General features: G+C 40.2%; 20 protein-coding genes, 1 other RNA gene and 1 pseudogene. 9 read left to right on the forward strand and 13 right to left on the reverse strand.

The features are described 5' to 3' along the window. Positions 1-197: pseudogene (locus AAW12_RS20880) on the forward strand (hemolysin); the annotation flags it as partial. A gap of 63 nt (positions 198-260) precedes the next feature. On the opposite strand, the gene AAW12_RS20885 reads toward AAW12_RS20880, so the two are convergent. The 4 genes from AAW12_RS20885 to AAW12_RS26750 all read right to left on the reverse strand — a co-directional run bounded on the left by AAW12_RS20885 (position 261) and on the right by AAW12_RS26750 (position 4,477). Next, complete coding sequence (locus AAW12_RS20885) at positions 261-1,001, reverse strand: MIP/aquaporin family protein (RefSeq protein WP_046675634.1); 741 nt, start codon at positions 999-1,001, stop codon at positions 261-263. A 9-nt stretch (positions 1,002-1,010) separates the two neighbouring features. Then, the gene (gene glpK / locus AAW12_RS20890; protein WP_046675635.1) at positions 1,011-2,510 is read right to left on the reverse strand and encodes a glycerol kinase GlpK; all 1,500 of its coding nucleotides are present in this window, start codon (positions 2,508-2,510) and stop codon (positions 1,011-1,013) included. A gap of 35 nt (positions 2,511-2,545) precedes the next feature. Next, a complete protein-coding gene (locus tag AAW12_RS20895) occupies positions 2,546-4,123 on the reverse strand; it encodes a glycerol-3-phosphate dehydrogenase/oxidase (RefSeq protein ID WP_046675636.1) in 1,578 nt (525 codons plus the stop codon). Between the two features lie 219 nt (positions 4,124-4,342). Continuing rightward, positions 4,343-4,477 (reverse strand): hypothetical protein, encoded by a 135-nt coding sequence (locus AAW12_RS26750; RefSeq protein WP_262506886.1) that lies wholly within the window; start codon positions 4,475-4,477, stop codon positions 4,343-4,345. A 95-nt stretch (positions 4,478-4,572) separates the two neighbouring features. On the opposite strand from AAW12_RS26750, the gene AAW12_RS20900 reads away from it, so the two are divergent. Then, positions 4,573-5,079 carry a thioredoxin family protein gene (locus AAW12_RS20900; RefSeq protein WP_231585321.1) on the forward strand — a complete coding sequence of 169 codons (507 nt, stop codon included), beginning with the start codon at positions 4,573-4,575 and terminating at the stop codon, positions 5,077-5,079. A 506-nt stretch (positions 5,080-5,585) separates the two neighbouring features. On the opposite strand, the gene AAW12_RS20905 is transcribed toward AAW12_RS20900, so the two are convergent. After that, a complete protein-coding gene (locus AAW12_RS20905; protein WP_046675638.1) occupies positions 5,586-6,977 on the reverse strand; it encodes an arginine decarboxylase in 1,392 nt (463 codons plus the stop codon). Positions 6,978-7,085: 108 nt separating this feature from the next. Between AAW12_RS20905 and argS the strand changes: the two genes are divergently transcribed. The 3 genes from argS to AAW12_RS20920 are packed head-to-tail and all read left to right on the forward strand — an operon-like array spanning position 7,086 to position 11,157. Then, entirely contained in the window at positions 7,086-8,870 is a 1,785-nt protein-coding gene (argS, locus tag AAW12_RS20910) for an arginine--tRNA ligase (protein ID WP_046675639.1), read from the forward strand. A 1-nt stretch (position 8,871) separates the two neighbouring features. Then, complete coding sequence (locus AAW12_RS20915) at positions 8,872-9,951, forward strand: oxidoreductase (protein ID WP_046675640.1); 1,080 nt, start codon at positions 8,872-8,874, stop codon at positions 9,949-9,951. A gap of 15 nt (positions 9,952-9,966) precedes the next feature. Continuing rightward, positions 9,967-11,157 (forward strand): NAD(P)/FAD-dependent oxidoreductase, encoded by a 1,191-nt coding sequence (locus tag AAW12_RS20920; RefSeq protein WP_046676336.1) that lies wholly within the window; start codon positions 9,967-9,969, stop codon positions 11,155-11,157. Between the two features lie 10 nt (positions 11,158-11,167). On the opposite strand, the gene AAW12_RS20925 is transcribed toward AAW12_RS20920, so the two are convergent. Beyond that, the gene (locus tag AAW12_RS20925; RefSeq protein ID WP_046675641.1) at positions 11,168-12,220 is read right to left on the reverse strand and encodes a helix-turn-helix transcriptional regulator; all 1,053 of its coding nucleotides are present in this window, start codon (positions 12,218-12,220) and stop codon (positions 11,168-11,170) included. A gap of 150 nt (positions 12,221-12,370) precedes the next feature. On the opposite strand from AAW12_RS20925, the gene rnpB reads away from it, so the two are divergent. Further along, positions 12,371-12,750: RNase P RNA component class A (gene rnpB, locus AAW12_RS25965), an RNA gene on the forward strand. 67 nt (positions 12,751-12,817) lie between these two features. After that, complete coding sequence (locus AAW12_RS20930) at positions 12,818-14,209, forward strand: sigma-54-dependent transcriptional regulator (RefSeq protein WP_046675642.1); 1,392 nt, start codon at positions 12,818-12,820, stop codon at positions 14,207-14,209. A gap of 154 nt (positions 14,210-14,363) precedes the next feature. Here the strand turns inward: AAW12_RS20930 and AAW12_RS20935 are convergent, their stop codons facing one another. The 4 genes from AAW12_RS20935 to AAW12_RS20950 form a co-directional block, all read right to left on the reverse strand. Further along, a complete protein-coding gene (locus AAW12_RS20935; RefSeq protein ID WP_046675643.1) occupies positions 14,364-15,035 on the reverse strand; it encodes an HAD family hydrolase in 672 nt (223 codons plus the stop codon). 73 nt (positions 15,036-15,108) lie between these two features. Continuing rightward, positions 15,109-17,010, reverse strand: coding sequence for a DUF3857 domain-containing protein (locus AAW12_RS20940; RefSeq protein ID WP_046675644.1), 1,902 nt, complete (start codon positions 17,008-17,010; stop codon positions 15,109-15,111). Further along, a complete protein-coding gene (locus AAW12_RS20945) occupies positions 17,007-18,980 on the reverse strand; it encodes a transglutaminase domain-containing protein (RefSeq protein ID WP_046675645.1) in 1,974 nt (657 codons plus the stop codon). The genes AAW12_RS20940 and AAW12_RS20945 overlap by 4 nt, the downstream gene beginning before the upstream one ends. 65 nt (positions 18,981-19,045) lie before the next feature. Beyond that, a complete protein-coding gene (locus tag AAW12_RS20950; protein ID WP_046675646.1) occupies positions 19,046-19,420 on the reverse strand; it encodes a hypothetical protein in 375 nt (124 codons plus the stop codon). Between the two features lie 477 nt (positions 19,421-19,897). Between AAW12_RS20950 and AAW12_RS20960 the strand changes: the two genes are divergently transcribed. Together AAW12_RS20960 and AAW12_RS20965 are read left to right on the forward strand one after the other, a co-directional pair. Next, positions 19,898-20,422: a hypothetical protein gene (locus AAW12_RS20960; RefSeq protein WP_053003898.1), complete on the forward strand. Its 525-nt coding sequence runs from the start codon at positions 19,898-19,900 to the stop codon at positions 20,420-20,422. Between the two features lie 103 nt (positions 20,423-20,525). Then, positions 20,526-21,425, forward strand: a complete 900-nt coding sequence (locus tag AAW12_RS20965; protein WP_046675648.1) for a flagellar motor protein MotB — start codon at positions 20,526-20,528, stop codon at positions 21,423-21,425. 53 nt (positions 21,426-21,478) lie between these two features. Here AAW12_RS20965 and AAW12_RS20970 read toward each other — a convergent pair whose 3' ends face one another. The 3 genes from AAW12_RS20970 to AAW12_RS20980 form a co-directional block, all read right to left on the reverse strand. Beyond that, positions 21,479-22,111: a gluconate 2-dehydrogenase subunit 3 family protein gene (locus AAW12_RS20970; RefSeq protein ID WP_046675649.1), complete on the reverse strand. Its 633-nt coding sequence runs from the start codon at positions 22,109-22,111 to the stop codon at positions 21,479-21,481. A 4-nt stretch (positions 22,112-22,115) separates the two neighbouring features. After that, positions 22,116-23,852, reverse strand: coding sequence for a GMC family oxidoreductase (locus AAW12_RS20975; RefSeq protein WP_046675650.1), 1,737 nt, complete (start codon positions 23,850-23,852; stop codon positions 22,116-22,118). 287 nt (positions 23,853-24,139) lie between these two features. Continuing rightward, on the reverse strand, positions 24,140-25,735 hold the full coding sequence (locus tag AAW12_RS20980; protein ID WP_046675651.1) for an ABC-F family ATP-binding cassette domain-containing protein: 1,596 nt from the start codon (positions 25,733-25,735) through the stop codon (positions 24,140-24,142). Positions 25,736-25,865 lie beyond the last annotated feature (130 nt).

Consider the following 25,865-nt stretch of genomic DNA (forward strand, 5'->3'; position numbering starts at 1 on the left):
CGCTGATCAATACCTATATGAACCTTTCGCCTACGATGAAATCATTTGGTACTGCACGTAATGATGAGTTTGGTACGGTAGAGGAAAAAGGTATACTGATTGTAATTGATGATGTATATCCTGTGAAAAAGGAACGTCACATGAATACATTTGATCGGGATCGTGAATACGGTCATAGAAAACCCAAGCGTGGATAACAAAATAAAAGGGAATTCAATTTTTGAATACCCTTTTATTTTGTTCGTGCAGCGCGACCTTGATTAGGCCGGTTTTATACAGGTATACAGTGCAAAGGCTAAAATGGCGCCCAAGATCGGTCCTAGGATTGGAATCCAGGCATAAGACCAGTCGGAGCTACCTTTTCCTTTGATTGGCCAAAGCGCATGAAATAAGCGCGGGCCAAAATCCCGGGCAGGATTGATGGCATATCCCGTAGTCCCGCCGAGTGAGAGACCGATGGCCCACACCAGAAATGCAACGGGTATCGCACCAAGGGAGCCCATGCCAATGGGAGCTGTTTTTCCGTCAATGGTGACATCTTGACCTGTTATGAAGAAAATTACAAAAATCAACACAAAGGTTCCGATAATTTCACTTGCCAGATTTGTTGATGTATTTCGGATGTTGGGTATAGTAGCGAAAACACCAAGTTTGGTCGTTGGGTCTGCTGTTGCATCGAAATGGTCTTTGTGCATGATGTAGGTTAACATTGCACCGCAGAAACCACCGGCGATCTGTGCGAGAATATAGCCGGGTACTTCCATCCAAGGGAGGCCATGATTGAGGGCGACGGCAATGGTTACCGCAGGATTGAGGTGGGCTCCGGTGTAGGGGCCGGCAAATACAACTCCTACATAGACTGCAAGTGCCCATGCGGTGGTGATTACAATCCACCCTCCATTTTCTCCCTTTGTTCCTTTTAAGATAACGTTGGCCACAACCCCATTGCCTAAAAGAAGGAGAAAGGTTGTGCCGATAAATTCTGCTAAATAATGGTTCATGCTTGTTGGTTAGTTTTCGGTCCAGTACTGTAATGCTTTGACTCCCTTGGTCCAGAGTTTAATGATCTTTTTTGTTTGCTCTTCTTGCTCTGCTTCAGGTTCAAATATACGATCCTGTGCCCAAAACTTTGATATCTCGTCTTCATTTTTCCAGAATCCCACAGCCAATCCTGCGAGGTATGCTGCCCCCAAAGCTGTAGTTTCGGTAATTTTGGGGCGTACAACTTTGCTGTTTAGTACATTGGCCTGAATCTGCATGAGTAGATTATTTGCTGTTGCACCGCCGTCTACACGCAATTCTTTGATCGGTATGCCACTATCGGCTTCCATGGCTTGCAGCACATCGCGTGTCTGCAGGGAAATTGCCTCTAACGAGGCGCGTGCAATGTGGCCATTGGTTGTTGCACGCGTAAGGCCAAATAGTGTGCCTTGTGCACGAGCGTTCCAATATGGAGCCCCCAGTCCGGCGAATGTAGGGATAAATGTGACACCGCCATTATCTTTTTCTGTCAGCGCTAATTGCTCTACGTCTGCCGATTTGTAGATAATGTTGAGGTTGTCGCGTAGCCATTGAACCAATGCCCCGCCGATAAATATGCTTCCCTCCAAGGCATATTCTGTTTTCCCGTTGATTTTCCAGGCGACAGTCGTTAAAAGGTTGTTCTTTGAACGGATTGGTTTATCGCCGATGTTCATTAACATAAAACATCCTGTGCCGTACGTGTTTTTGACCATTCCCTTTTCAATACATTGCTGTCCGAACAGTGCCGCCTGTTGGTCGCCAGCAATTCCAGCTATCTTGACTTTGTGTGCAAAAATGGTTGTCCGTGATTCGCCATATATTTCACTGCTTTCTTTTACTTCGGGCAGCATGGCGGCGGGGATGTCAAATAATTCGAGTAGCTCCTTATCCCATTCCATGCTATGAATATTAAAGAGTAAGGTGCGGGAAGCGTTTGTTACATCCGTAATGTGAGCATCGCCACGGGTGAGGTTCCAGACGAGCCAAGTGTCAATAGTTCCACAGATTAATTCCCCGTTTTGTGCTTTTTCCCGGGCACCTTCCACGTTATCCAGAATCCATTTTATTTTGGTTGCAGAAAAGTAAGGATCTAATATTAGGCCTGTTTTTTCCTGGATCATCTCATGCTTTCCGGAGCTACGCAACTCGTCGCAGTAATCTGCTGTGCGTTTATCTTGCCAAACGATGGCATTGTAGATGGGTTTTCCTGTTTCTTTGTCCCAAACGACCACAGTTTCCCGTTGATTGGTAATGCCAATGGCGGCAATATTTTTGCCGTTTAACCCTGCTTTTGTGGTTGCTTCTGCTGTGACGCCTGCCTGGGTTGACCAGATTTCATGTGGATCGTGCTCGACCCATCCCGGTTGTGGGAATATTTGCGTAAATTCCTTCTGGGCAATGGAGACTATATTTCTGTCTTTATCAAAAATGATAGCTCTGGAGCTGGTGGTACCTTGATCCATTGCCAAGATGTATTGTTGTTCCATAATTGAGTAATTGAGTATTGCTGGTTATTTTTGTATTACTTTAAGATATAATTTTTTGCAACGTTTTGAAAATGCACTATTTGGTCATTTTGCCAATCTTCATCCTTATTCAGCTCTTGTGCGAGTATTTTTGCCACTTCGGGAGCAGCTTCAATTGCGGCTTTTGCGTCGAGAAATAGCATCCGTACCCGACGGGATAGCACATCTTCCACAGTCCTGGCAAGTTCATTGCGTGCTGCCCAAACAACTTCGGCCTTTTTGAACTCAAGATGTGGGATTAATTTTTCGTCCCATTGAGGATTTTCCTGAGCCAACGCGTTGATGGCTTCTTGGTCCGCACCATAAATATACATATGGCTGCTTCTGTCGGACGTTGGAATGGCGCTATAGATCTTTTGTGCGGCAGACCGGCTTTCTTTTTGTGGTAAACAGCCAATTTTTATTGCTTTGTCTAGGGTATCTTGGCCCATTCGACGGAATGTTGTCCACTTTCCGCCAGTTAAAGTCAGTAATTTGGAGTCGCTAACAATAACCTTGTGGCTTCGCGAGATCTCTTTGGTCTTGTTTGAGTTACCTGTAGGGGCTGCCAGTGGTCGGAGGCCAGCGAATACGGCCAATGCATCCGCTCTGGTTGGTTGTTTTGTCAAGTAACGTCCCGCCGTTTTCAGAATAAAATCGATCTCCTGCTCCAAAGCTACCGGTTCAAGGCTATGCTCGTCTATCGGTGTGTCCGTTGTTCCCACAATGACTCGATTATGCCAAGGTACCAGAAAAAGAACCCGTCCATCATCCGTTTTTGGAATCATAATGGCATCGTCGCCCGGGAGAAACGATTTGTCAAATACCAGGTGAACCCCCTGGCTGGGGCGTACCATTTGTTTGGCTTCCGGTCTATCCATTTTTAAGATATCATCGACAAATATTCCTGTAGCATTGATAACAGCTTTGCCTTGTATGGTGAAAACTTCACCAGTTTCGGTATCATTGGCGATGACACCGTTTATTCGTCCATCGCTGTCTTTGCTGAGGTTATTGACCCTTACGTAATTTAAGGCGACACCGCCCATTTGTATACAGGTCTGCGCAACGTTGAGCGCAAGCCTGGAGTCGTCAAATTGTCCGTCTTGATAAACCACGCCTCCATATAACCCTTTGGGTCGTACAGTGCTTATGCGATTCAGCGTTTCTTCTTTATTGATATGAATGGACTTTCCCAAACTTAATTTACCTGCAAGCAGGTCATATATTTTCATTCCAATGGTATAGAATGGGCCATCGAACCAGCTGTAGTTTGGAATGATAAACGATTGATTTTTAACAAGGTGTGGGGCATTTTTTTGAAGTAAACCTCTTTCGTGAAGCGCTTCTTTAACCAAGGAGATGTCGCCCTGAGCCAAGTAGCGTACACCACCGTGAACAAGCTTTGTTGCTTTGCTTGAAGTGCCTTTTGCAAAATCAACCTGCTCCAATAAAATTGTTTTGAACCCTCGGCTTAACGCATCTAATGCAACACCTAATCCGCTGGCACCGCCGCCTATGACGATAACATCCCACGTACTCGTATCTCTTATTTTTTCTATCAGTTTTGACCTGTTGAATTCTTGGTGTTTCATTTTGTTTCGTTTTGGATTTTTGTAGTGAATCTTCTGTGCTTCTTTTACTACTTCCTTTACACTAAGTTATGCTATATTTGTTGAATTTTAAAGGAAATTAAATAATATTTATGTTAAGATAAGGTGTTTGTTTTTGTTTTGTTTTGTTTTTATTTTAGTAAAAGGAAGTCTTTCTTGTTTTTATCAGCGACCTGAACCGCGTATCAATAGGTTGCCTTTTTACTTCTCCCCAATGGTGATATGTTGAATAACACCCCTATGCTGATCACCTAAGGTCATGTATATCGGGCTTAATCGCATTTTTAGGAGTCCGCTGAAATACGGTCCGTTGTAGTCCTGGGTGTTTTTTTTCATGGTCAATAGCTATATCATGTTTAACGATTATGTGCTGCTTATGTTTTGGTTTGGGGAAATGATTTTGTAATTTTAGATCAGTATTTAATTTATTTATGATGAGAAATATAAGATTATTACTGTGTGGAGCTATTGTGTTTTTGGGGACGGTACTCGTACAGTCCAAAGCGTTCTCACAGCAGCTTGCTACAGCTCAGGATCTTTCGAAGCCTTACAATCCAGATGCCAATGCACAGAATGATATTGATCAACTATTGGTTCAAGCAAAGAAAGAAAAGAAAAACATCGTTATTCAAGCCGGTGGGAATTGGTGTGTCTGGTGTTTAAGGTTTAACGACTATATCCATAAAACAGCAAGTGTCGACAAGTTGTTAAAGAGTCATTTCCTCTATTATCACCTCAATTATTCAAAAGAAAATAAAAATGAAGCTGTGTTTCAAAAGTATGCCCCTGAAGGCAATAAACTAGGTTATCCATTTTTTATTATTTTGGATAGAAATGGAAAGACATTGCATGTACAGGAGAGTGGCAGTCTGGAAAAAGGAAAGGGCTATGATGAAGAAAAAGTGCTTAATTTCTTTAAAGCCTGGGTTGCAAAATAGCAATTGTCGACTTTGGCATTTCTAGTCGCGCTAAAGGAAACTACCCAGCAATCCTTTCCTAAACAACGATACAGTCTGAAAGATCAGTACCTTTTCTTCGTACTTGCTTCGTACCTGCTTCGGATCATCAATAGATCTTGTACAGATGTTGTACAGATATTGTCCAGTCTCCAAACAGGAAAAGTCTGTACACTACTAGGTCAACAGTCGTAACGGAATTGGGCAGCTCCGAACGTGGTCCGAAGCAGGTACGAACACAATATGAATAAAAGCCAGCTGCCGCGGCCATGTCCAGCATCGTTTAGGTAATCTCCTTTATGCTATTGTCTTTGTCTGTGATTTTGCCTTTAATTTACGCCCAATTGTAAATAATGGCGGATAGGCTGAAAATAAAAGGTCTCGTTCCTAGAAACGAGACCTTTTATTTTGGCTTAAAATAGCTCTTTTTTACGAGGATATTGTTTTGATCCCCCAATGACGAGCGTGCTTACTCTTGATAGAATATCTTATTGGTAGCCTAACAATTTCATTACTTGTTTGGAGTTTTGCTCCTCACCGAAAACCTCGTAGTTGAATGTTTCATCTCTATTGCGGCGTACAAGCACATGTTTGGGTGAAGGAAGTAAGCAGTGGTGGATGCCTCCATATCCGCTTAATACATCTTGATATGCTCCGGTATGAAAGAATCCCAAGTACTGTACCTTACGGGTCTTAGGCATAAATACCGAGTTCATGTGTGCCTCCTGATTGTAATAATCCTGTCCATCGCATGTGATGCCACCTAAATTGACGCGTTCGTATTCTGAATCCCAGTTATTGATCGGCAATAGAATGTATTTTTGATTCAATGCCCATACATCCGGCAAATTTGTAATGAATGAACCATCAATCATAAACCAACGTTCGCGATCGTTTTGTTGCTTGCGGCCCAAAACTTTATAGAGGATACCTGATGCTTCAGCAACGGTGTATTTGCCAAATTCGGTAATAATATCTGGTTCCATTACCTCATGGTGAGCACAGATTTGTTTGATACGGTTGACAATCTCGTTGACCATATATTCGTAGTCAAAGTCGTGTACCAGTGAATCCTTAAATGGCATGCCACCACCGATATCTAGGGTATCTAAATCCGGGTTTACTTTCTTAAATTTACAATATAAAGTAACGTATTTCTCTAATTCGTTCCAGTAATACGGAGTGTCCGAGATACCTGAATTAATGAAAAAGTGAAGTAACTTTACTTTAAAGTTTGGATTGTCGGCAATCTTGTTGTTATAGAATTCAACGACGTCTTCCTGGCGAATCCCTAGGCGAGAGGTATAAAATTGAGAATCTGGTTGCTCTTCGGAAGCAACGCGGATACCTAAAGCACAAGGCTCATCCAATTCGATTTCATCATCATAAAGGTTAAATTCCTCTTTGTTATCCAGTACCGGTATAATGTTTTTATATCCGTCGTGGATCATATCAACAATATATTGTTTGTACTGGTAGGTTTTGAACCCGTTACAGATCACTGTAATGTCTTTTGTTACTGTGCCCTGTCTTTCCAATGAATCGATCATCGGCATATCAAATGCAGATGAAGTTTCCAGGTGGATATCATTTTTCAAAGCTTCCTCTACGATGTGCTTGAAATGGGATGACTTGGTACAATAACAATATTTGTAAGATCCGCGATAGTTGTGTTTCAGAATTGCGGTCTGAAAGAGGATTTTCGCTTGCTGAATTTTTTTGCTGACGATAGGCAAATAGGTAAAACGTAACGGCGTACCGTACGTTTCTATCATTTCCATTAAATTCAAATCGTGGAAATACAATTCGTCGTCGATGATTTCGAATCCGTCTTGCGGAAAACCAACACTTAAGTCAAGAAATTCCTGATAGCTCTGCATTTTTTATTATTTTTGCAAAGATATACTTTAATGGTGAATACCTAAATAAGGAATGTTATTTATTTCCAATTCACTATCAGGAAGTTGTAAAAATTACAAAATCATTAAATGGCAAATTCTATTCAAAAGCGACTTGTTGAAGTCACTGTACAGGCAGTAAAAGAGCTTTACAATGCAGATATTTTAGAAACTCAAATTGCTTTACAAGCTACCCGAAAGGAGTTTGAGGGACAAATTACAATCGTAACTTTTCCCGTAACGCGCTTTTCGAAATCTTCTCCGGAACAAACCGGAAAGGAAATTGGTGCTTATTTGCAACAGCATATCGCTGAAATATCGGATTTCAATGTGATAAAAGGCTTTTTGAATATTGTTCTTTCCGATGATTACTGGATCACTTTGCTGAATCAGACCATAACGGCGAAGGACTTTGGTGTATTTCCTGCGAATGGGAAGAAACTGATGGTGGAATACTCTTCTCCGAATACCAATAAACCGCTGCACTTGGGGCATATCCGTAATAATTTATTAGGATATTCTGTTGCAGAAATCCTAAAAGCTTATGGTTATGATGTGATCAAAGCAAATTTGGTGAACGATCGTGGTATCCATATCTGTAAGTCCATGTTGGCCTGGCAAAAATTTGGCAACGGTGAAACACCCGAATCCACTGGACTCAAAGGCGATCACCTTGTCGGAAAATATTACGTTGTCTTTGACAGAGAATATAAAAAGGAAATCGAGGCATTAAAAGCTGAGGGGCAAACCGAAGAGGAAGCGAAGAAAAATGCACCTTTGATGCGAGAAGCGCAAGCGATGTTGCAGCAATGGGAGGCCGGTAATGAAGAGGTGATCTCCCTTTGGAAAACCATGAACAGCTGGGTGTACGCCGGGTTTGAAAAGACCTATAAACAATTAGGGGTCGATTTTGATAAATACTATTATGAATCCAATACATACTTGCTGGGGAAAGATATTATCCAGGAAGGTTTAGATAAAGGGGTTTTCTTCAAAAAAGAGGATAACTCCGTATGGATTGATCTAACTGCAGAAGGATTGGATCAGAAGCTTGTGCTTCGTGGCGATGGTACTTCGGTCTATATTACACAAGATTTGGGGACAGCACAATTGAAGTATGATGAATTCAAAATGAATGATTCTATTTATGTTGTCGGTAACGAACAGGATTACCATTTCAAGGTACTGTTTTTGATCTTAAAAAAACTTGGTAAAGCTTGGGCTGACGGATTGTTCCATTTATCGTACGGGATGGTCGATCTTCCTTCGGGTAAAATGAAATCACGGGAGGGAACCGTTGTTGATGCGGATGATTTAATGGCTGAAATGCTTAAAACCGCACAAGAACGTACTGAGGAGCTTGGCAAAACTGAAGGATTGGACGAGGAATCAAAAGCCGTGCTTTATGATACAATAGGAATGGGGGCACTGAAATATTTTCTATTGAAAGTGGATCCCAAAAAGCGCCTTTTGTTTGATCCAAATGAGTCTGTCGATTTCCAAGGTCATACAGGACCATTTATTCAATACACACATGCCCGTATCAAGTCTGTTTTAAGTAAAGCTGAATTCGATTTTGACAGTGCTGTTTCTGTACCGGCGACGATCTCTTCTTACGAGCGTGACTTGATTCAGCAATTAGGTGCGTTTCCGGAGACTATTGAGGCTTCTGCGCAAGAGTTTAGCCCTGCGCAGTTGGCAAATTATATTTATGAGGTAGCCAAGTTCTACAATAAATTCTATCATGAAGAGACGATATTGAAGGCGGAAGATGCTGATGTAAAGAACTTTAGATTGCACCTTTCGGCTTCTGCTGCAAAGGTTATTGCCAAAGGGATGAACTTATTGGGTATTCGTGTACCTGAAAGAATGTAATATGATGAAGAAAATTCGCGTAGGGCTTATTGGCTTTGGAATTTCAGGGCAGGTGTTTCACGCGCCTGTCATGCGTTCGATAACGGAGCTGGATCTTGTTAAAGTAACCGCCCGGAAAGCTGATCAGCAACTTTTACTAAAAAAACGCTATCCACAGGCAGAAATTGCTTTGTCGGCAGATGATATTTTTAATGACGCAACCATTGATTTAGTCGTGGTTGCGACTTCCAATGACATGCATTATCCTTTCGCAAAACGTGCTTTGGAAGCAGGGAAACATGTTGTTGTTGAGAAACCATTTACGAACAATGTGGAGCAGGCCGATGAGCTTATCGCGCTGGCTAAGGAGAAAAATCTGATTTTGGCGCCTTATCACAATTTAAGATTCAACTCAGACTATCGAACGTTAAAGAAAGTGATTCAAAGTGGACGATTGGGAAGGATTGTAAATCTGGAAGCTAGGTTTGATCGTTTCCGCAATTACTTGAGACCAAATGCATGGCGTGAAGAGCATTTACCGGGTTCGGGGATATTCTACGATTTGGGCTCGCATCTTATCGACCAAACTTTACAGTTATTTGGAAGACCAGATGCTGTTTTTGCAGATTTGGCTATTCAACGGGATCATGCGAAAACCATTGATAATTTCGACTGCCTACTATACTATGATAACTTACGGGTATCGCTGAAAGGGTCTATGTTGGCAAAAGAACCTACACCTCGTTATCGTGTTTTTGGCATGAACGGAAATTTTGTAAAATATGGTGTCGACCCGCAGGAAGCTTTACTGCGCGATGGCAAATTTCCTGATGAAGATCCAACCTGGGGACAAGAAGATCCAAGTCTATACGGCAAGCTCAATATTGTTGAACAGGGGAATGATATTGAAGAAATGATTCCTTCTGAAATAGGTTCTTATCCTGATTTTTATCAGAACGTTGCGGATAGCATATTGGGAAAAACTACCTTGATTGTATCGGCGGAACAGGCGCGGGATGTCATTAAAATTATTGAATTGGGGTATCAGAGTCAATTGGAACGAAGAGTTGTTTCTGTTGAAAATACATTGATTGCTTATTAGAGTGTTGCTGTGAGTATACTATACGATGCCATCATTATTGGGGGTGGAGCCTGTGGTTTGATGTGTGCAGCCCAAGCAGGGCTAATTGGGAAGAAGACCTTGGTCCTTGAACGAAACGATAAGGTCGGCGCGAAAATCTTGATTTCCGGAGGTGGGCGCTGTAATTATACAAATATTGGTAGCAGTCCCGCTAATTTTATTTCCGAAAATCCAGATTTTTTACATGGTATATTCAAACAATGGACCGTCGACGATACCATTACATTTTTTGAACAATATGGTATCGTGGGACATGAAAAAACACTGGGACAGTTGTTTCCAGAGACCAATAAAGCAAAAGATATCGTTGCTGTATTTTCAAAAATTTTATACGAGACAGGGCAGGATATAGCCTTGAATACCTTGGTTAAATCTGTAGAAAAAGACGATAATGGCTTTTTGGTAACAGTAGAAAATGCAAAAGGTGAGTCTCGATACCATGCCCATAAAGTTGTTGTTTCTTCCGGTGGGCTTCCGGTCCAAAAACTTGGTGCTTCAGACTTTGGATTACGTCTAGCCAAACAATTTGGCTTGAATGTAGTCGGTACAGCGCCTGCATTAGTCCCTTTGACGATAACTGGAAAAGATGCAGATTGGTATAGTTCTTTGGCTGGAAATTCGGTGTTCTCGAAAGTGTCTGTTGCCGGAATGTCTTTTGAAGAGAATATTCTCTTTACGCACTGGGGGTTAAGCGGACCTGCAATTCTTCAAATATCAAGTTATTGGCGGCCTGGACAGGAGATTACGATTGATCTCTTGCCTAATTTTAATTTAGATAACCTGATTAAACAGGAGCGACAATATGGCGGAAAGCGACTTGTTTCACAATTGCTAAACGATTATTTCAGCAGGAAATTGGTCGATGCCCTTGGAAAATTTTTGGCCTTGGATACCAAAATTGCTTCCCTTAGTAAAGCTGACGCGAAATTGATTGTCGATACGATCCATCGCTTCAAGGTAAAACCTGCGGGAGATAAGGGGTATGATAAAGCCGAGGTCATGCGTGGAGGAGTATCAACGGAAGAACTTCACCCCAAGACCTTAATGTCCAAAAAAGTGAAAGGCCTTTATTTCGGAGGGGAAACTGTTGATATTACGGGGTGGCTTGGCGGCTATAATTTCCAATGGGCTTGGGCTAGTGGTTATGCCATCGCCCAAGACATTTAGGCGTGAAATATTATTCATTTCGTGAATTTAACGCCTTATCGACAGCTTTCTCAGCATAGAGTTGTGCAGCAGCAGCCAAGCGTAGTTTTATTCTCGTTTGTAAATTTCTTGGCGAGAGTACTTTAATAGCTTCGCCGAATCCTAAAATTTCTCTTTCCAATTCAAAATTAAGTACGACATCGATGCGAATTAAGATGGAGCCATCCTCCTTTTTGTCTAAAACCTGCTGTGAAGAATGCAAGGGTTTTGTTGCTACATAAGGTGCATTTTTTGCATTGACTTGCAATATCACCCGGTGGCCGCGGTCTTTTTGTGTCTTCGTTACACCTATGGTATCCGAAAAGTAACGTTCGAAATCGACCCCTGTATACTCCTTGTATGAATTTTTGCCCATTTCCTCGATGGCATTGATCCGATCAAGCGCCAGCGTCATTAATCCTTCATTCTTTTTATGCTGACCAATTAGAAACCATCGATTCCGATATTCTTTTAAGAGATATGGGGAGAAGACCAGATCCTGCTGTTGTGTTGCTTTGAACGATTGATAGCTGATCAGGAGTGGTGTTTTTTCCCGAATGGCTTGATGGAGCATGCTGATAAAAGAAAGACCTTTTAGCAGATTGTTGCTTTCCATTTGTATAATAGAGGGTGAATTGTCCTTTTTGGTATGGATGCTATCTTCAAGCCGTGCAACAATATCGCTCATTTCATCAAAGCTGGAGAAACCGCTCACATGCTTAAGTACCTCTACTGCCTCCTTCATTTTTTGCATGTCACCGACGGAAATCGGTGAATTGCTAATGCTATAGTTGGGATCTTCATAGGTGTAGAATTTTCGGTGCAACACGACAATAGGCGCATTGTAGCCGAGCTTATTGCTACGCATGAGCTGAATATCACCTTGTATGGTGCGTTTACTTATCCCATTTTTGATTCCTTCAAATTCATAGAGTGCATCGGAAACCTTTTCCATAAGATCTTCCAAGGTCCATTTACGATGTCGCAAGCGAAGGCAATGGTCAATCGTTTTATAACGTATGAGAGCTAGTTTATTGAGTGCCATGTTTTTTTGATAGATTGAAAATACAAAAACTTTCTTTATCTACGCAAGGTGATTGCGTAGATTTTTGTGCCTGTCATGCAAAAAGGATCGTCTTTTCGAAATTGAAAAGAAATTCGGGTTTATCCGAGTAAAATAGCTACTTTTGCGCAGAAGCAAACTGGTTCTATCGCTGCTCTTTTTTGAGAGGAGAGGAAAGTCCGGGCAACATAGAGCAACACGCTTCCTAACGGGAAGGCTGTTATGAAAGTAGCAGACAGAAAGTGCCACAGAAAATATACCGCTTTTCGGAGTAAGGGTGAAAACGTAAGGTAAGAGCTTACGGTCTTGTATGGCGACATACATTACGGTAAACCTCGTGTGTTGAAAGACCAAATAGGTTGCGAAATTCGAAGGCTGCTCGTCTTCTTTCAATGTATTGGAATTCGTAATGGGTAGGTTGATTGAGTTTGTCAGCGATGGCAAATCTAGATAAATGATAGAAATTCCACTTCGGTGGTCTACAGAACCCGGCTTACAAGGTTTGCTTCTTTTTCGCTAATTGCCAAAAAAACCTTATATTGATTCCCATAATTGAAAAAATAGCATAACTCTCGATTTATGAGTACAATTTTAATCATTGATGATGAGCGCGCCATCAGAAGTTCGTTGCGTGATATCTTGGAATATGAAGATTATACGATTTTAGATGTCGACAATGGCCGGGATGGATTAGATATTTTAAAAAAGGAAAAAATAGATCTTGTGCTCTGTGATATCAAGATGAATACGATGGATGGGATGGAAGTTTTGGCGGAAGCACATCAAAGCAGCCCGGACATCCCTTTTATTATGATTTCTGGACATGGTACGATTGAAACAGCTGTTGAAGCAGCGAAAAAAGGAGCGTTTGACTTTTTAGAAAAACCGCTAGACCTGAACAGATTATTGATCACAGTACGGAATGCACTGGATAAAAGCTCCCTTGTCACCGAAACCAAGGTACTGAAACGGAAAGTTAGCAGTTCGAAAACAAAAGATATATTGGGTGAGTCTGGGGCAATCAAACGTATTAAAGAGACAATTGATCGCGTAGCTCCAACGGAAGCCCGTGTATTGATTACCGGAGCAAATGGTTCTGGAAAGGAGCTTGTGGCACGTTGGCTGCATGAGAAATCGAATCGCGCGCAGGGACCCCTTATTGAAGTGAACTGTGCTGCGATACCTTCCGAACTAATTGAATCTGAATTATTCGGACATGAAAAAGGATCCTTTACATCCGCGATTAAACAGCGTATCGGAAAATTTGAACAAGCGAGTGGCGGAACATTGTTCTTGGATGAGATCGGAGACATGAGTCTATCCGCTCAAGCTAAAGTGTTAAGGGCGTTACAGGAACATAAAATCACCAGAGTGGGAGGCGACAAAGAAATTGACGTCAATGTCAGGGTAGTCGCTGCGACCAATAAAGATCTCTTGAAGGAAATTGAAGAAGGTAATTTTAGAATGGACTTGTATCACCGCCTGTCGGTAATCTTGATTCATGTGCCTGCTTTGATCGACCGTGTGGATGATATTCCCCTGCTTTCAACAAATTTTTGTGAAGAAATCTGTATGGAATACGGGATACCTGTAAAGGAAATTACGGCTGCTGCCATGCGGGAATTGAGCCATCTTCCTTGGACAGGTAATATTCGGGAATTGCGCAATATGATTGAACGGTTAATTATTTTGAGTGATCGATCTATCACAGATAAAGATGTTGTCGCATTTGCTAATCCTTCTCGTGAACCGGTCAACGGTATAGCCCATGAAAAAGGCGCAACGAATTATGGATTAGATATGGACTCCTTTGATTCGTTTCAAGATTATAAAGATCATGCGGAGAAAGAATTTATAAAATATAAATTGGAAAAAAATAATTGGAACGTCTCCAAGACGGCCGATGATCTTGATATTCAACGTAGCCACCTGTATAGTAAAATAGAGAAGTTTGGTCTAAAAAGAGATTAATCATTTCGTGGAAATTTAGTTTAGCAGCTGTGAACGCAGATTTAGCTTAAACACATGGTATAAAAAAAGAGATTCTTCAAAGAATCTCTTTTTTTATCGGTATTGAGCGAAGACATCTGAATCATCGGAATAAGTGTCGGCACCCACAACCAAATTATAATTCTTGTGTTTTTAAAATGGCCTTTACATTGGCAACTGATATTTCTGTATAATTATTTATATAATCATCACTTACAGGCAATTCTTCTTTTTTATGTGTTGAAAGTACGGCAACAACTTTCATTTCGGCATTTTTCGCTGCGGTAATACCAGAAAAAGAGTCTTCAAAAACAATACAGCGGTCAACAGGAATTTGCAGGTTTTCTGCAGATTTTAGGTAAACCTCAGGATGTGGCTTATGTAGTTTTACATCTTCGCTGCTCAGTGTGGAAGAGAAGAGTTGGCGTATATTCAATTCGTCCAGAATTAAATCCATATTCTCTTGGGGAGCAGAAGTCGCCACAGCAAGCTTAAAACCGTCATTTTTTAATTCCGTTAGAAACTCAATTAAGCCCTTTATAGGGGCAACGTGTTCTTTATAAATCACTCTAAAAAGCTGCTCTTTTTCAAATTCAAGGGTCCGCAGTTCCTCAGGGGATATCGGACGTTGAAAGAAATGTTGCATAATGTAACTATTATGCTTACCATACATATGCTGCTCAAATTCCTCTTCTGTCGCCTGTTGTACATTGTGGTTTTTAAAAAAAGCTCTAAAAGCTTCCGCATGGAAAGGGTTGGTGTGGCTGATAACACCGTCCATGTCAAATATCGCTGCGTATTCTGTCATTGAGCTAATATACAATAATTGCCTTGTTTGATCGATTTTACTCCTTCATATTCTGGTAAATATTTTCTTCCGACTAGAGAAAGCTTAGATTAAAGCGTCCCTTGTCGCAGCTGCTTACCTCATTATGAAATTGGAAAAAGTCTTCATATGTATTGGCAGGATAACTGCCTTCAAAAAGTTCCAATTTTCTGTAGGTGAATAGTTTATTGTCTTTCATTTCTGACCTAAATTCATACCTTCCAAAGGGTTTCTCAATAACTTTCTTCTCAGGAGTTATGTTTTTGAGCATATTTTCTGGGAGGGCAATACTAATGCTGTCGATATCGGCATAGCCTCTCTCAATGAAAATATCTTCCGTTCTATTTCTACTTTCTGCAATGCTGGAGTGTGTATTGAATAAATTAGGCTGGATCAAAAGTTTATTACCATTTTTCACCGCATAGTTTTTAATAAAAATATTCAGGTTCTCCTCGATAAATGGATTTTCCTCCTTATGTTCAATATAGTTTACCTGATTAAAATTGATGTTGTCTATATTATAGTAATCCGTGAGAAGTTTATTCTTATCATTATTGCTGGCTAAAAGCACGTCCATATGGTTCTCATATTGGGTTCCGTAGAACTTGGTGTTTAAGGTACCTTGGATGCTTCCATCTTCCGAAAGTTTTAGGTCGGCATAGCGCAATTGAAGGTTGGTTGAGTTAACGTATTTCGGCGTATGCATGATAACTCCACCATTTTCGGTACAGGCAACGACATCTCTATCGTCGGTAAAGTCGCTAAGAAAACCGAATGGAAGATTTTGGCTCGTGCATTCCAGCCAGGTCGTATCATTTTTGAATGGAATGCATAAGATGACGTGATTCCCGTCCTGGGCATTTGCAAAGGTTTTGTGAAAACTTTCTTTGCGTTTGCCTGCTTCGACAATACAGTAATAAGAAGGTATATTGACGGCCGACAACATGCTTCGCATGTAATTCGCCAGTGCTTTACAATCACCATACCCTAGGCGGTCAACCTCAGAGGCAGGAAATGGCTCCAGGCCCCCAATACCGATTTGGATACTGATGTAACGTGTGTTTTTTTGTAAGTAATTATATAGGATCTTTGCTTTGTCTTTATCTGAGCCAGCATCTTTGGTTAATGCTATGAATTTTTGTTTAGACGCCTCCGTCAAATCTTCTTTTTTGTTCAATAGGCTATTGGATACCCATTGGCCAAATTCTTTCCAATCCCCAAAATTCCCTGTCTTACCATAATAAATAAAGTTTTTGGGAACAATGAGTACGTTTGTTCTTTTCAGGTTAGGGTTGGGGCTATAAGATTCATCTTTTTTTGCAGCGATCTGTTCAGCATTCCATGTTTTACTTTCCGTTTTGTCATTTTTCTCTTCTTTGATACTTCCTTTATAATTCGTTGTTTCAATTCGACATTCTGTGCCAATTGGTGCAATAAATTGAAAGCTACTTTTTTCTACAGATACATTATTGGACACTTCAGGAGTCCAAGAGGGAATGATCAAGTTTTGTTTACTTCTAACTTCGTATTGGTATTCGACTGTATAAGGATAGCTATGGTAATCAGGTGTATATAATTTTACACGGGAATCGGCAAACATCGTGCTGTTGTCCACAGCGCTAATATCCTTGAAATCTTTCGTTGCAATTTTCTTTTGCAATATCCCCATTTCGTTATAGATAGCCCCCTTCAGACTCTTGATTTCCGTGGATTTATTATAATATACCGGGAGCGTGGCGTAATGGTCCCCGTTTTTATTATACACAGTTATGGCACAGGTTATGGTTGTGATGACTTGTTCGGGAGATTTCATTTCTACCACAGTTTTATCATTGCGCACAGTTGCTACAGCTCTGCTCTTTAGTGTACTTGGGATATTGGCGACGTCGTAATTATCTTGCCCAGTTGCGACGATCGGAAGCAGGAAGTAGAATAAGTTGACGAATAAGATTTTCATTTTTTACCGATTAATTTTATGTCTAGTTTTTGTTGTTGAATAATACGTGAATACAATTCTTTGAGCGAAAAATACTCATCGACTGAAAAGATGGGTTTGTTAAACGCCAGGCTCTGCAGAATCTCAAGTTGATTGCCATTGATTTGAGTGACGTATCTATATTTTGCAGTTGATTCGGGTAGTGCTAACGATGCATTTTGAGGTTTTTCAACAATTTCATAGCGATCGGGGATTGTCAATTTGATTGTGTATTGCGTTTTTGATTTAAAGCCCATATCGACTGGATAAGTTCTTTCCTGTGCTTTAAAGGGGTTGTAGGAAATCCTGTCAATAATATTGGGCGCCAATACCAATACGTCTTGTTCCATTTGTTTGGAGACATCTAGGACGACGTCAAATTCTTCTATCAATGGTTGATCAATATTCGCTAGATTTTGGATACTTGATTTAGTTAACGTGATATTGGGCATTTCTTCGTCTAGTTTTTCCCAATATTCCTCCAAAGAATTGAATTTGGCGATATGCTGACGTTTTAAGAAGGCTTTGTTGCCACTGCTGCTTATGGTCAGTTTTCCCTTAATTTTAGATTGTTCATCTAAAGCTCCCTCCAATATGTGGTTGACATCGGAAGATTCTTCTACCGTAAGCGGAAACCAGTCTGAGCTTTTTCTGGAGTAGATAATTCTTCCCCGTTCATTTAAGCATTGTAAAGGCAGCTGTCCAAAAGGTAGGTATGAATTGGAGGCATCTAATTTAAATTTTACGCCATCTATATCTACGCAAGCGATGACATAGTCAAAGTCGGATAATACTGGAAATAAGGCGTTAGGTGTACCGTTTCGGCGTGTTGAAAGAATTATAGGGTAGGCCTCCAGATCTGCCGCTAATAGCGCGGTTACCAGTGCTAAATTGATGTCCCCGATATTGCCGGTTCGTTTTTCCAATGCTTTTTCAATACCAGTTTCAGCATATTTACCTAAATAATTATTCCATTTTATTTGTTTGTTGATATAGTTATATATCTTTTTTGCTTTTTCTAATTTGGTGTCAGTAGGCGATACAATTGTTGCTAAATGGGCTTTGAATAAGTCTGTTTTTTTTAATTGACCTCCAAAAGCCTTTTCATTCATGAGGTCTGTATCGACGTCTTTCCAGGTTTTGCTAAATGTCTTCTTGCTACCAGTACTTGGATAAAAGATTGATTCAAGCTCATAATAGATTGCAGATTTGAAATTGGTTGGCGAAGTCATGTAGTCCTCTTCCATAAATGCGGGGATGTTCTTCATGGTATAGGTCAATTTTGAACAGTCCATTCGCAGTCCATCCAGGAAAATATATTCTTTCAGTGCTTCGGCTTTTTGATCGGTAAGCTTGTAAGGACCTCGTAAAACTACATTGTAGGAAAAAGAAGCAGGAATAATGGCGATATATTGGCTTTGTATTTTGGGGATATCGTCTTGAAATTCCCATGTCTTGAAATTAAATAAATCCTGCTCCAGCGTGCGATAGGACACTTCGATAATAGATCCTTCTTTAATATTCGGAAGGGTGAACTTATTAAGATCCAGATAGGCTGAGTAATTTTCCTTGAAAACTTTTTTATTTTCAAGCTCTGTTTTCTCGATCCTACCATTTTCTAAGTTATACGTAACAGCCTTTAGTTCGTCAAAATAGTCACGTATGTAACTTCCGCGTTTATACGAGGGAATTTCAAAATTAGCTTTTTTAAACCCTTCTTTGTTATTGATCCGGATAAGTACATGGTATTCATGTTGAAGTTTTACGCGATTATCATAATCATCAACAAAGACAGAGCTCCGTCCAAACTCATTGAGTACGATTGCATTGGCATTGCTATCCAGGTCTGTTCGTGAAAAATCTGAAATAGAAACTTTACCAAAGTCAAAAGTTTGGGCTATACTATTTGTATAAATAGAAAATATTAAAAATAGCGTTAAAAACTGGCGCATAACTATAGGTGTAATAATTCACGAATATAAGTTTTTAGCCAAAATTAAACGATACTTCCGGATAATTATTTATCTAGTTTCAAAAGATTATTAATGATTTCGGTGATGTTATCGACATCTTCACCATCTTCCAGCATAGAGAATGCAAGATAGGTGGCGTAGATTTCAGGACTGAATTTTACGTGCTTATCGGCGATAAACCGGTCGATCTGTTCTTCATTGCATTCAAAATGAATACTTTGTAATTCATTGAAAAGATTGGTTGAGATGGTCTGATGATTTTCACCACAGGCAAATCCTGCAATAATATGGAATAGAAACTTATCGGTTATTTCGTCATCTTCCTTTTTGAACATAGCACGAATATGCTTATAATCGAATTTAGTTTTTGCGCTATTCACAATAGTGTCCCAAATCTGATACTCTGCTTTAGTCTCCATAGCTCGCTTTAAATTTATATTGGTATAAGCAATATAGCAAAAATAATTTGATTTTTGGCAAGGATAATGAAACTTAGTGGTCTATTCAAATGACCGCAATAAGCGGTCTATCTGTAGGCATAAAATTCAGCAGATCCTCGGGTAAAGGGCGGGATATCGATTATGATGAAGAGCTTATGCCTGTAATAAGGTGTAAACTATTTCCCCTAAAAAGCAGCCTAATATCACACCAAATAGAATTGACAAAATCACCTTTAACCAGACTGGGCTTGTTTCTAAAATCAGTTTCATGGAGCAAAATTGCTTTAAAAATATACTTTAAAAAAGACTTTTCTCTTTTTTAAGGCTAGCTGTGGCGATACAATGACATGAATTTTGGCCTTTATGGTATGATAATTGAAAATTAATAGTTGGATTCGATTTTTTTAGTAATTTAAGTCGGAAATTGAAATTGTTGAAATAGCCTGATTTATAATTATGATAACACGAATAGTATTGACAATTGTTCTATTCACTTTAACAAAAGTTGGGCTTGGCCAGCAGGTGAATATGGAGAAAATTCGAAAAGAATATGCGGAGGCCGTGAAGGACGAGGATCTGTGTGAACATAATTTGGAGACGTTGACCGAAGGTGCCAAATCGCCGACAGAGAAAGCCTATCTAGCCGCCTATCAAATACTGTTAGCGAAACATATCGGCAATCCATTTAAGAAAGTTGGGCAATTCAAAGAGGGGAAAAAGCATTTGGAAGAAGTGATTAAGGAAAATCCAAATCATATTGAAGCGCGTTTTATACGTTGGAGCGTACAGGTGCATGCGCCTTCTTTTTTGGGCTACAACAATAATATCCTTGAGGATAAAAATTTCCTGGTTAAAAACCTTTATAAATTACCCAATGAAGAGGCTAAATCAATTATTTATAATTATCTCAAAGGCGCCAATCCTTATCTTAAAGGTGGGCAAGTATTTAGCGCTACAGAGTTGAAGGAGCTAGCCCAATAGGACGTTAAAGGTTGTTAATTTGACAAGACTGTGGGGTATTTTGGCTAGAATATTGCGTATCTTGCTATATGAATTAGTTCAACATCTACAAAAAGAGTATATCATGAAGAATTTAGTTTTTCCAATGACTGTATTAACGGCCAGTTTGTTTGTTGTCGGATGTGGTGTCAGCAAAAAGCAATATGCTGGTTTACAGTCCGACTATAGTAAATTGCAAACGGAGCACAGTCAATTGACCAAGCAATATCAGGATGGACAACTTCAATTAGCTGAAGGCCGGACACGGATCAAGAGTTTAGAAGATCAGTTGGCTTCCGAACGACAAAATAATGCGGACCTCCGATCGGCTTATGCTGCTTTGCAGAAATCGCTCGACAACAGTATTAATCAGAATTCACAGGGAAATATTAATATTTCTAAGCTGGTTGATGAAATTAACGCTTCAAATAAATACATTAAGCATCTCGTTGAGACGAAAAACAAATCCGATTCCTTGAATCTGGTATTGACAAATAATTTGACAAGATCACTTAGCCGTGAGGAACTGCAGGAAGTTGATGTACAGGTATTAAAAGGGGTCGTTTATATCTCACTTGCTGATAACATGCTTTACAAATCCGGTAGCTATGAAATTAATGATAGAGCCGATCAGACGTTAAGCAAAATTGCGAAAATTATCCAGGATTATAGAGATTATGAAGTTTTGATTGAAGGTAATACTGATACGGATCCAATTTCTAAACCTAATATTCGGAATAACTGGGATTTAAGTACGCTGAGAGCCTCTTCTGTAGTACAGGCTTTACAAAATAAATACGGTGTGGATCCGAAGCGCTTAACTGCAGGTGGTAGAGGAGAATATAATCCAATTGCAGATAATACGACCGCGCTAGGTAAGCAACGGAATCGAAGAACGCAGATTATTATAACCCCTAAATTGGATCAATTTATGGAGTTGATTGATAAGGCCCCGGAGGCTACCGAGGTACCATCGGCACAATAGATTTTAATTAGGTAAATAAAAAAATCCTTTCCAAAATGGAAAGGATTTTTTTATTATCCAAAGAATTTACTTGGATCAAAGCCGTGTTCTTTTAATACATCATCTGGTACACCATTCCAGACTCCAGGTTTATTTCCGGCATAGCCAATATCTTTTACACCCATTTCACTGGTGTAAAATCCTGAAGAAGTCAGGTTGCGCATCAATGAAAAGAAGGCGGCACCTTGTTTCATTTCTGGCCTTGCCAAATCAGGGTAGGCGATATCATCTACCAACGCAAGTTGATCTTTTGCGCTACATTTGATAAATACTGTTCCGTAACGCTTTTTGGACTGGAGGTCGAGCCAACGAAGTCCGCCGCGCATCGGGATTTTATTATCAGGCAAATCTTTTACAATAAATTCGATAAAATCGGGTACTCCCGCTTCCGAAGCGCTTCCTGAAATATTGTCCTTAGGAATAATAATGTCAGCCAAAACAGTGATTGTCGCCATTTCATGTTCGTCGAAAAACTTTTCGGTGTATAATTGTTTTGTGCGTTCATATTCAAAATCCTGGACTCCAGGTAATTTTTTGCCATTGTCTGCTGCTGCATTTTTAGCATCTTTTGAATTGCAGGCTGCGGTTAAAAGACCAGATCCAGCTGCAATTAATCCTAATGCTCTTAAAGATTCTCTTCTATTCATGCTTTTAACCGTTTAATTTTTTCTTTTCTTGAAGTATATATTCTGCTGTTCGCATCGATAAAGCGAGTATTGTCCAGGTCAGGTTTTTGTCACCTTGTTGTACAAATGGTCCCGCATCGACGACATAGAGATTTTTACAATCGTGGGCTTGTCCCCATTTGTTCAATACGGAGGTTTTCGGGTCATTTCCCATTCTTGTGGTTCCGCCTTCATGAATAATTTTTCCAGGAGCTTCTAGGCCGTACAATGTATCTGCTCCGGGTATTTTAGAAGTAATTACAGCGCCCATTTCGTGCATAATAGACTGAAATGTCTCTTGCATGTGTTTGGCTTGTGCGATTTCTTCATTAGCCCATTTGTAGTTGAAACGTAGCACAGGAATTCCGAATTTGTCGACTTTATCGGGGTCAATTTCACAGTAATTGTCTTTTCTTGCCAATGCCGTTCCGCGTCCTGCCATGCCAACATTTGCACCATAATAGCTGCGGAAATCTTCTTTTAATGCAGTACCATAACCGCCTTTGGCCTTTGACGTTCCAGCTGAATTTTTAACATGGTCATTTACTTTCGGTACCAAATTCAAAAATCCATAAGAGGGCATATGTAAACCACCGCCGTATTCGATGTGGTAACCTCTAGGGAAGTTCAATTTGGCATTATCTTCCCACCATGGCGAATAAATATGGACACTTCCAACGCCATCTTCATTATAACGCTTCCGGTCAAGTAGTTGTGGTAAAAAGCCTGATAAACTGGCCCCCGTAGAATCGTGGAGATATTTTCCGACTAAACCGCTGCTATTACCAACACCCCCAGGATGCGATTTTGATTTGGAATTTAACATGATCCGCGCGCTTTCACAGGCACTAGCACCCAAAATAACGGTTTTTCCCTTAACGGTATATTCTTGTAAATCCTTGGTGTTTACATAAGAAACACCAACTGCAATTCCTTCATCATTTGTAATGACTTCTCTTACCATTGCATTGTCTATCACCTTTAGGTTACCCGTTTTCATCGCTGGAATAACCAGACAAGATGAAGAGGAAAAGTCCCCATAAACTTTACATGCACGACCACATTGCCCACAGTAGAAACAGGTACCTCGATCTTTAATATCTTTTGATACTTCGGTTAGCACGGCCCCTCTTCCGGGAATCACTGGAACTCCAGCTTTTTTTGCACCTTTTGCAATATATAGTTCGTTTAAGCGTGGCTTAGGTGGTTTCATAAAAATACCATCGGGTTCATTATGAATACCTTCTGCCGTGCCATATATTCCGATCATTCGATCTACACGGTCATAAAATGGCTTAACCTCTTCATAAGTAATAGGCCATTCATCCGTTACTCCATCCTTTGGCTTGAAATCGTCAGGTCCCATACGCAACGAAATTCGACCCCAGTGGTTGGTTCTGCCGCCCAGCATACGTGCTCTAAACCATTCAAATTCAGTTCCCGCTACTTTGCTGTAGGGTTCGCCCTCGATCTGCCAGCCACCGAAGGCTGCATCAAAATCTCCGAATGGTCTTGTGGTACCAGCACCTCTTCTTGGAGATTCCCAAGGCCAGCGTAATTGTAACGAATCTTTTGCTGGGTCATAAAAAGGACCTGCTTCCAGCATCAATACTTTAAGCCCCGCATGTGCAAGTATATAACCTGCCATACCACCACCTGCGCCAGAACCAACTACGATGGCGTCAAATAATTCGGGATTTTCTTTAATTTGATAATCTGACATAATTAAATGAAGTAATTAATTGAATGGCCCGTACGATACATTTGCCTGAAGGCTTACTATGTAAATGAGAAGGTTCAATTAATTTAATGGTTATTGTTTCATGTTTAAAATCATCGTGAATATATCGATAAAAATTTGTTTTTTTTAATTTAATTTATCGATTTAGCAGATTTTAAATAAAGAATATGGGATTGTTACAAAAAATACCCTGTTTTATTAAAATTTTATGGCGAGCGATACTAAATATTCCGTGTATTTCGTTACGACGAAATACACGGCGTTATCTCTTAGAAGTTTTTTAATTTGATGACTTTGTTAATATGGATTTCTTGTAGAAACACTTCATCATGTGAAATGACGAGCAGGGTACCTTTATAAAGTTGAATTGCTCTGGTCAGAATGAGGATATTTTGAAGATCCAGATTGTTTGTTGGCTCATCAAGGATAATCAAATCGGGGGACTGTCGCTGAATGGTGAGACAGCATAATATCAGACGCATTTTTTCACCGCCACTCAATAGCAGGCACATTTTGTCCCAATCGTTTCTTCCGAATAGGAAGCGATGGAGTCTAATTTTGATTTCATGTTCAGGTAGTGCGGCGGTATTGAATTGCTGCGCTTGCTCATAAATACTTAAATGTGAAGATAAGATGGAATACGTCTGATCTAAATAGATGGCATGAAATGATTGGCGCTCAATTTTTCCTTGCTCAGGGGTTAGTTGGTTGAGAAGGAGTTTGACCAATGTTGTTTTGCCAGATCCGTTCGGGCCTTGGAGTGCGATACGGTCTCCACTGAATAGTTGAACGTTCATGTTATCTTTCCAAAGCTGCGCTGCGCCATAGCTGAAATTGATGTTTTCGGCCTTGATCATGCTTTTTCCTATAGGAAAAGTACTGTTTCCCAAATCTATTTTAATCTCATCCAATGCGGATTGCGAACCACGAAGTTCCTGAAGATCCGATCTGATATCTCCAATTTTGTCCTGGTGTACAGTTTTTATTTTGGCAGTACTCTTTTCAGCATTATTACGTAAGGTATTCATCATTATACGTGCTACACCTGCCTTCTCCTGCTTTTTTTGACCACGGTTGTTTAGTCTGTTTTGGCGCTCGATTGTTTCTCTTTCTTTCTCTTTTGCGATTTTGATCGCTTTTTCCTTGTGGTGGATATCGTGTTGCAACGCATGGCGTTCGATCTCCTTTTGAGCCTCGTAAAAGGTATAATTACCCCCATATCGCTTGATACCATTTGGGACCATTTCAGCCATGTCATCCAGTAAATTAAGCAGGGTTCTATCGTGGCTGACAACGACTATAGTGTTTTTGCTTGATTGAATCCAATCGTATAGTCGTGTTCTGCTGTCCATATCCAAATGGTTGCTCGGTTCATCAAGAAGAATAAGCTCGGATCGATGAATCTGGATTCCGGCCAATAAAACTTTCGTTTTTTGTCCACCACTGAGGGAAGACATTTGCTGAGCCAAATCTATGTTGGGCAGATCCCATTGTTTGAAAGCCTCTTGGCAACGTTCTTCCAAAGCCCAGTCATCTTGAAGTCTATTGAAATTTTCCTCAGACGCATCACCGGCCAATATGGCATAAAGAGCATTCAATTTTTTATCGATTCTAAGTGCTTCAGCCACCGTCTTATGCTCGAATTGTCCAACAACCTGAGGGACATAATAGGTGCTAGCGCTATTATGTATGCTCCCGCTGGTCGGCGATAATTCTTTGGCAATCAGTTGCAATACCGTTGATTTTCCAACGCCGTTGTGACCGATCAGTGCGATTTTCTCTTGCGCGTTTATGTGCAGATTTATGTTCTCAAACAATAAATCTTTATTTGGATGTCTATAGGAAAGTTGTTGTAATGAAAGCATGTTGAAATTCTTTAAATGTTAGAAAAGACCATTTGGACGGGTATCGTCAATGGATGGTATTTATTTCGTTCTAAAGAATTTTAATCTTACATGCAGTTTTAACGATGTTGAGCGCTACAAATATAGCGTT

This window comes from Sphingobacterium sp. Ag1, assembly GCF_000988325.1.
Lineage (GTDB): Bacteria > Bacteroidota > Bacteroidia > Sphingobacteriales > Sphingobacteriaceae > Sphingobacterium.

Bases quoted from the DNA above. Each gene is read 5' to 3' on its own strand.
- AAW12_RS20885 (WP_046675634.1), bottom strand. From the start codon at position 1,001: ATGAACCATTATTTAGCAGAATTTATCGGCACAACCTTTCTCCTTCTT.
- glpK (WP_046675635.1), bottom strand. From the start codon at position 2,510: ATGGAACAACAATACATCTTGGCAATGGATCAAGGTACCACCAGCTCC.
- AAW12_RS20895 (WP_046675636.1), bottom strand. From the start codon at position 4,123: ATGAAACACCAAGAATTCAACAGGTCAAAACTGATAGAAAAAATAAGA.
- AAW12_RS26750 (WP_262506886.1), bottom strand. From the start codon at position 4,477: ATGAAAAAAAACACCCAGGACTACAACGGACCGTATTTCAGCGGACTC.
- AAW12_RS20900 (WP_231585321.1), top strand. From the start codon at position 4,573: ATGATGAGAAATATAAGATTATTACTGTGTGGAGCTATTGTGTTTTTG.
- AAW12_RS20905 (WP_046675638.1), bottom strand. From the start codon at position 6,977: ATGCAGAGCTATCAGGAATTTCTTGACTTAAGTGTTGGTTTTCCGCAA.
- argS (WP_046675639.1), top strand. From the start codon at position 7,086: ATGGCAAATTCTATTCAAAAGCGACTTGTTGAAGTCACTGTACAGGCA.
- AAW12_RS20915 (WP_046675640.1), top strand. From the start codon at position 8,872: ATGATGAAGAAAATTCGCGTAGGGCTTATTGGCTTTGGAATTTCAGGG.
- AAW12_RS20925 (WP_046675641.1), bottom strand. From the start codon at position 12,220: ATGGCACTCAATAAACTAGCTCTCATACGTTATAAAACGATTGACCAT.
- AAW12_RS20930 (WP_046675642.1), top strand. From the start codon at position 12,818: ATGAGTACAATTTTAATCATTGATGATGAGCGCGCCATCAGAAGTTCG.
- AAW12_RS20935 (WP_046675643.1), bottom strand. From the start codon at position 15,035: ATGACAGAATACGCAGCGATATTTGACATGGACGGTGTTATCAGCCAC.
- AAW12_RS20940 (WP_046675644.1), bottom strand. From the start codon at position 17,010: ATGAAAATCTTATTCGTCAACTTATTCTACTTCCTGCTTCCGATCGTC.
- AAW12_RS20945 (WP_046675645.1), bottom strand. From the start codon at position 18,980: ATGCGCCAGTTTTTAACGCTATTTTTAATATTTTCTATTTATACAAAT.
- AAW12_RS20950 (WP_046675646.1), bottom strand. From the start codon at position 19,420: ATGGAGACTAAAGCAGAGTATCAGATTTGGGACACTATTGTGAATAGC.
- AAW12_RS20960 (WP_053003898.1), top strand. From the start codon at position 19,898: ATGATAACACGAATAGTATTGACAATTGTTCTATTCACTTTAACAAAA.
- AAW12_RS20965 (WP_046675648.1), top strand. From the start codon at position 20,526: ATGAAGAATTTAGTTTTTCCAATGACTGTATTAACGGCCAGTTTGTTT.
- AAW12_RS20970 (WP_046675649.1), bottom strand. From the start codon at position 22,111: ATGAATAGAAGAGAATCTTTAAGAGCATTAGGATTAATTGCAGCTGGA.
- AAW12_RS20975 (WP_046675650.1), bottom strand. From the start codon at position 23,852: ATGTCAGATTATCAAATTAAAGAAAATCCCGAATTATTTGACGCCATC.
- AAW12_RS20980 (WP_046675651.1), bottom strand. From the start codon at position 25,735: ATGCTTTCATTACAACAACTTTCCTATAGACATCCAAATAAAGATTTA.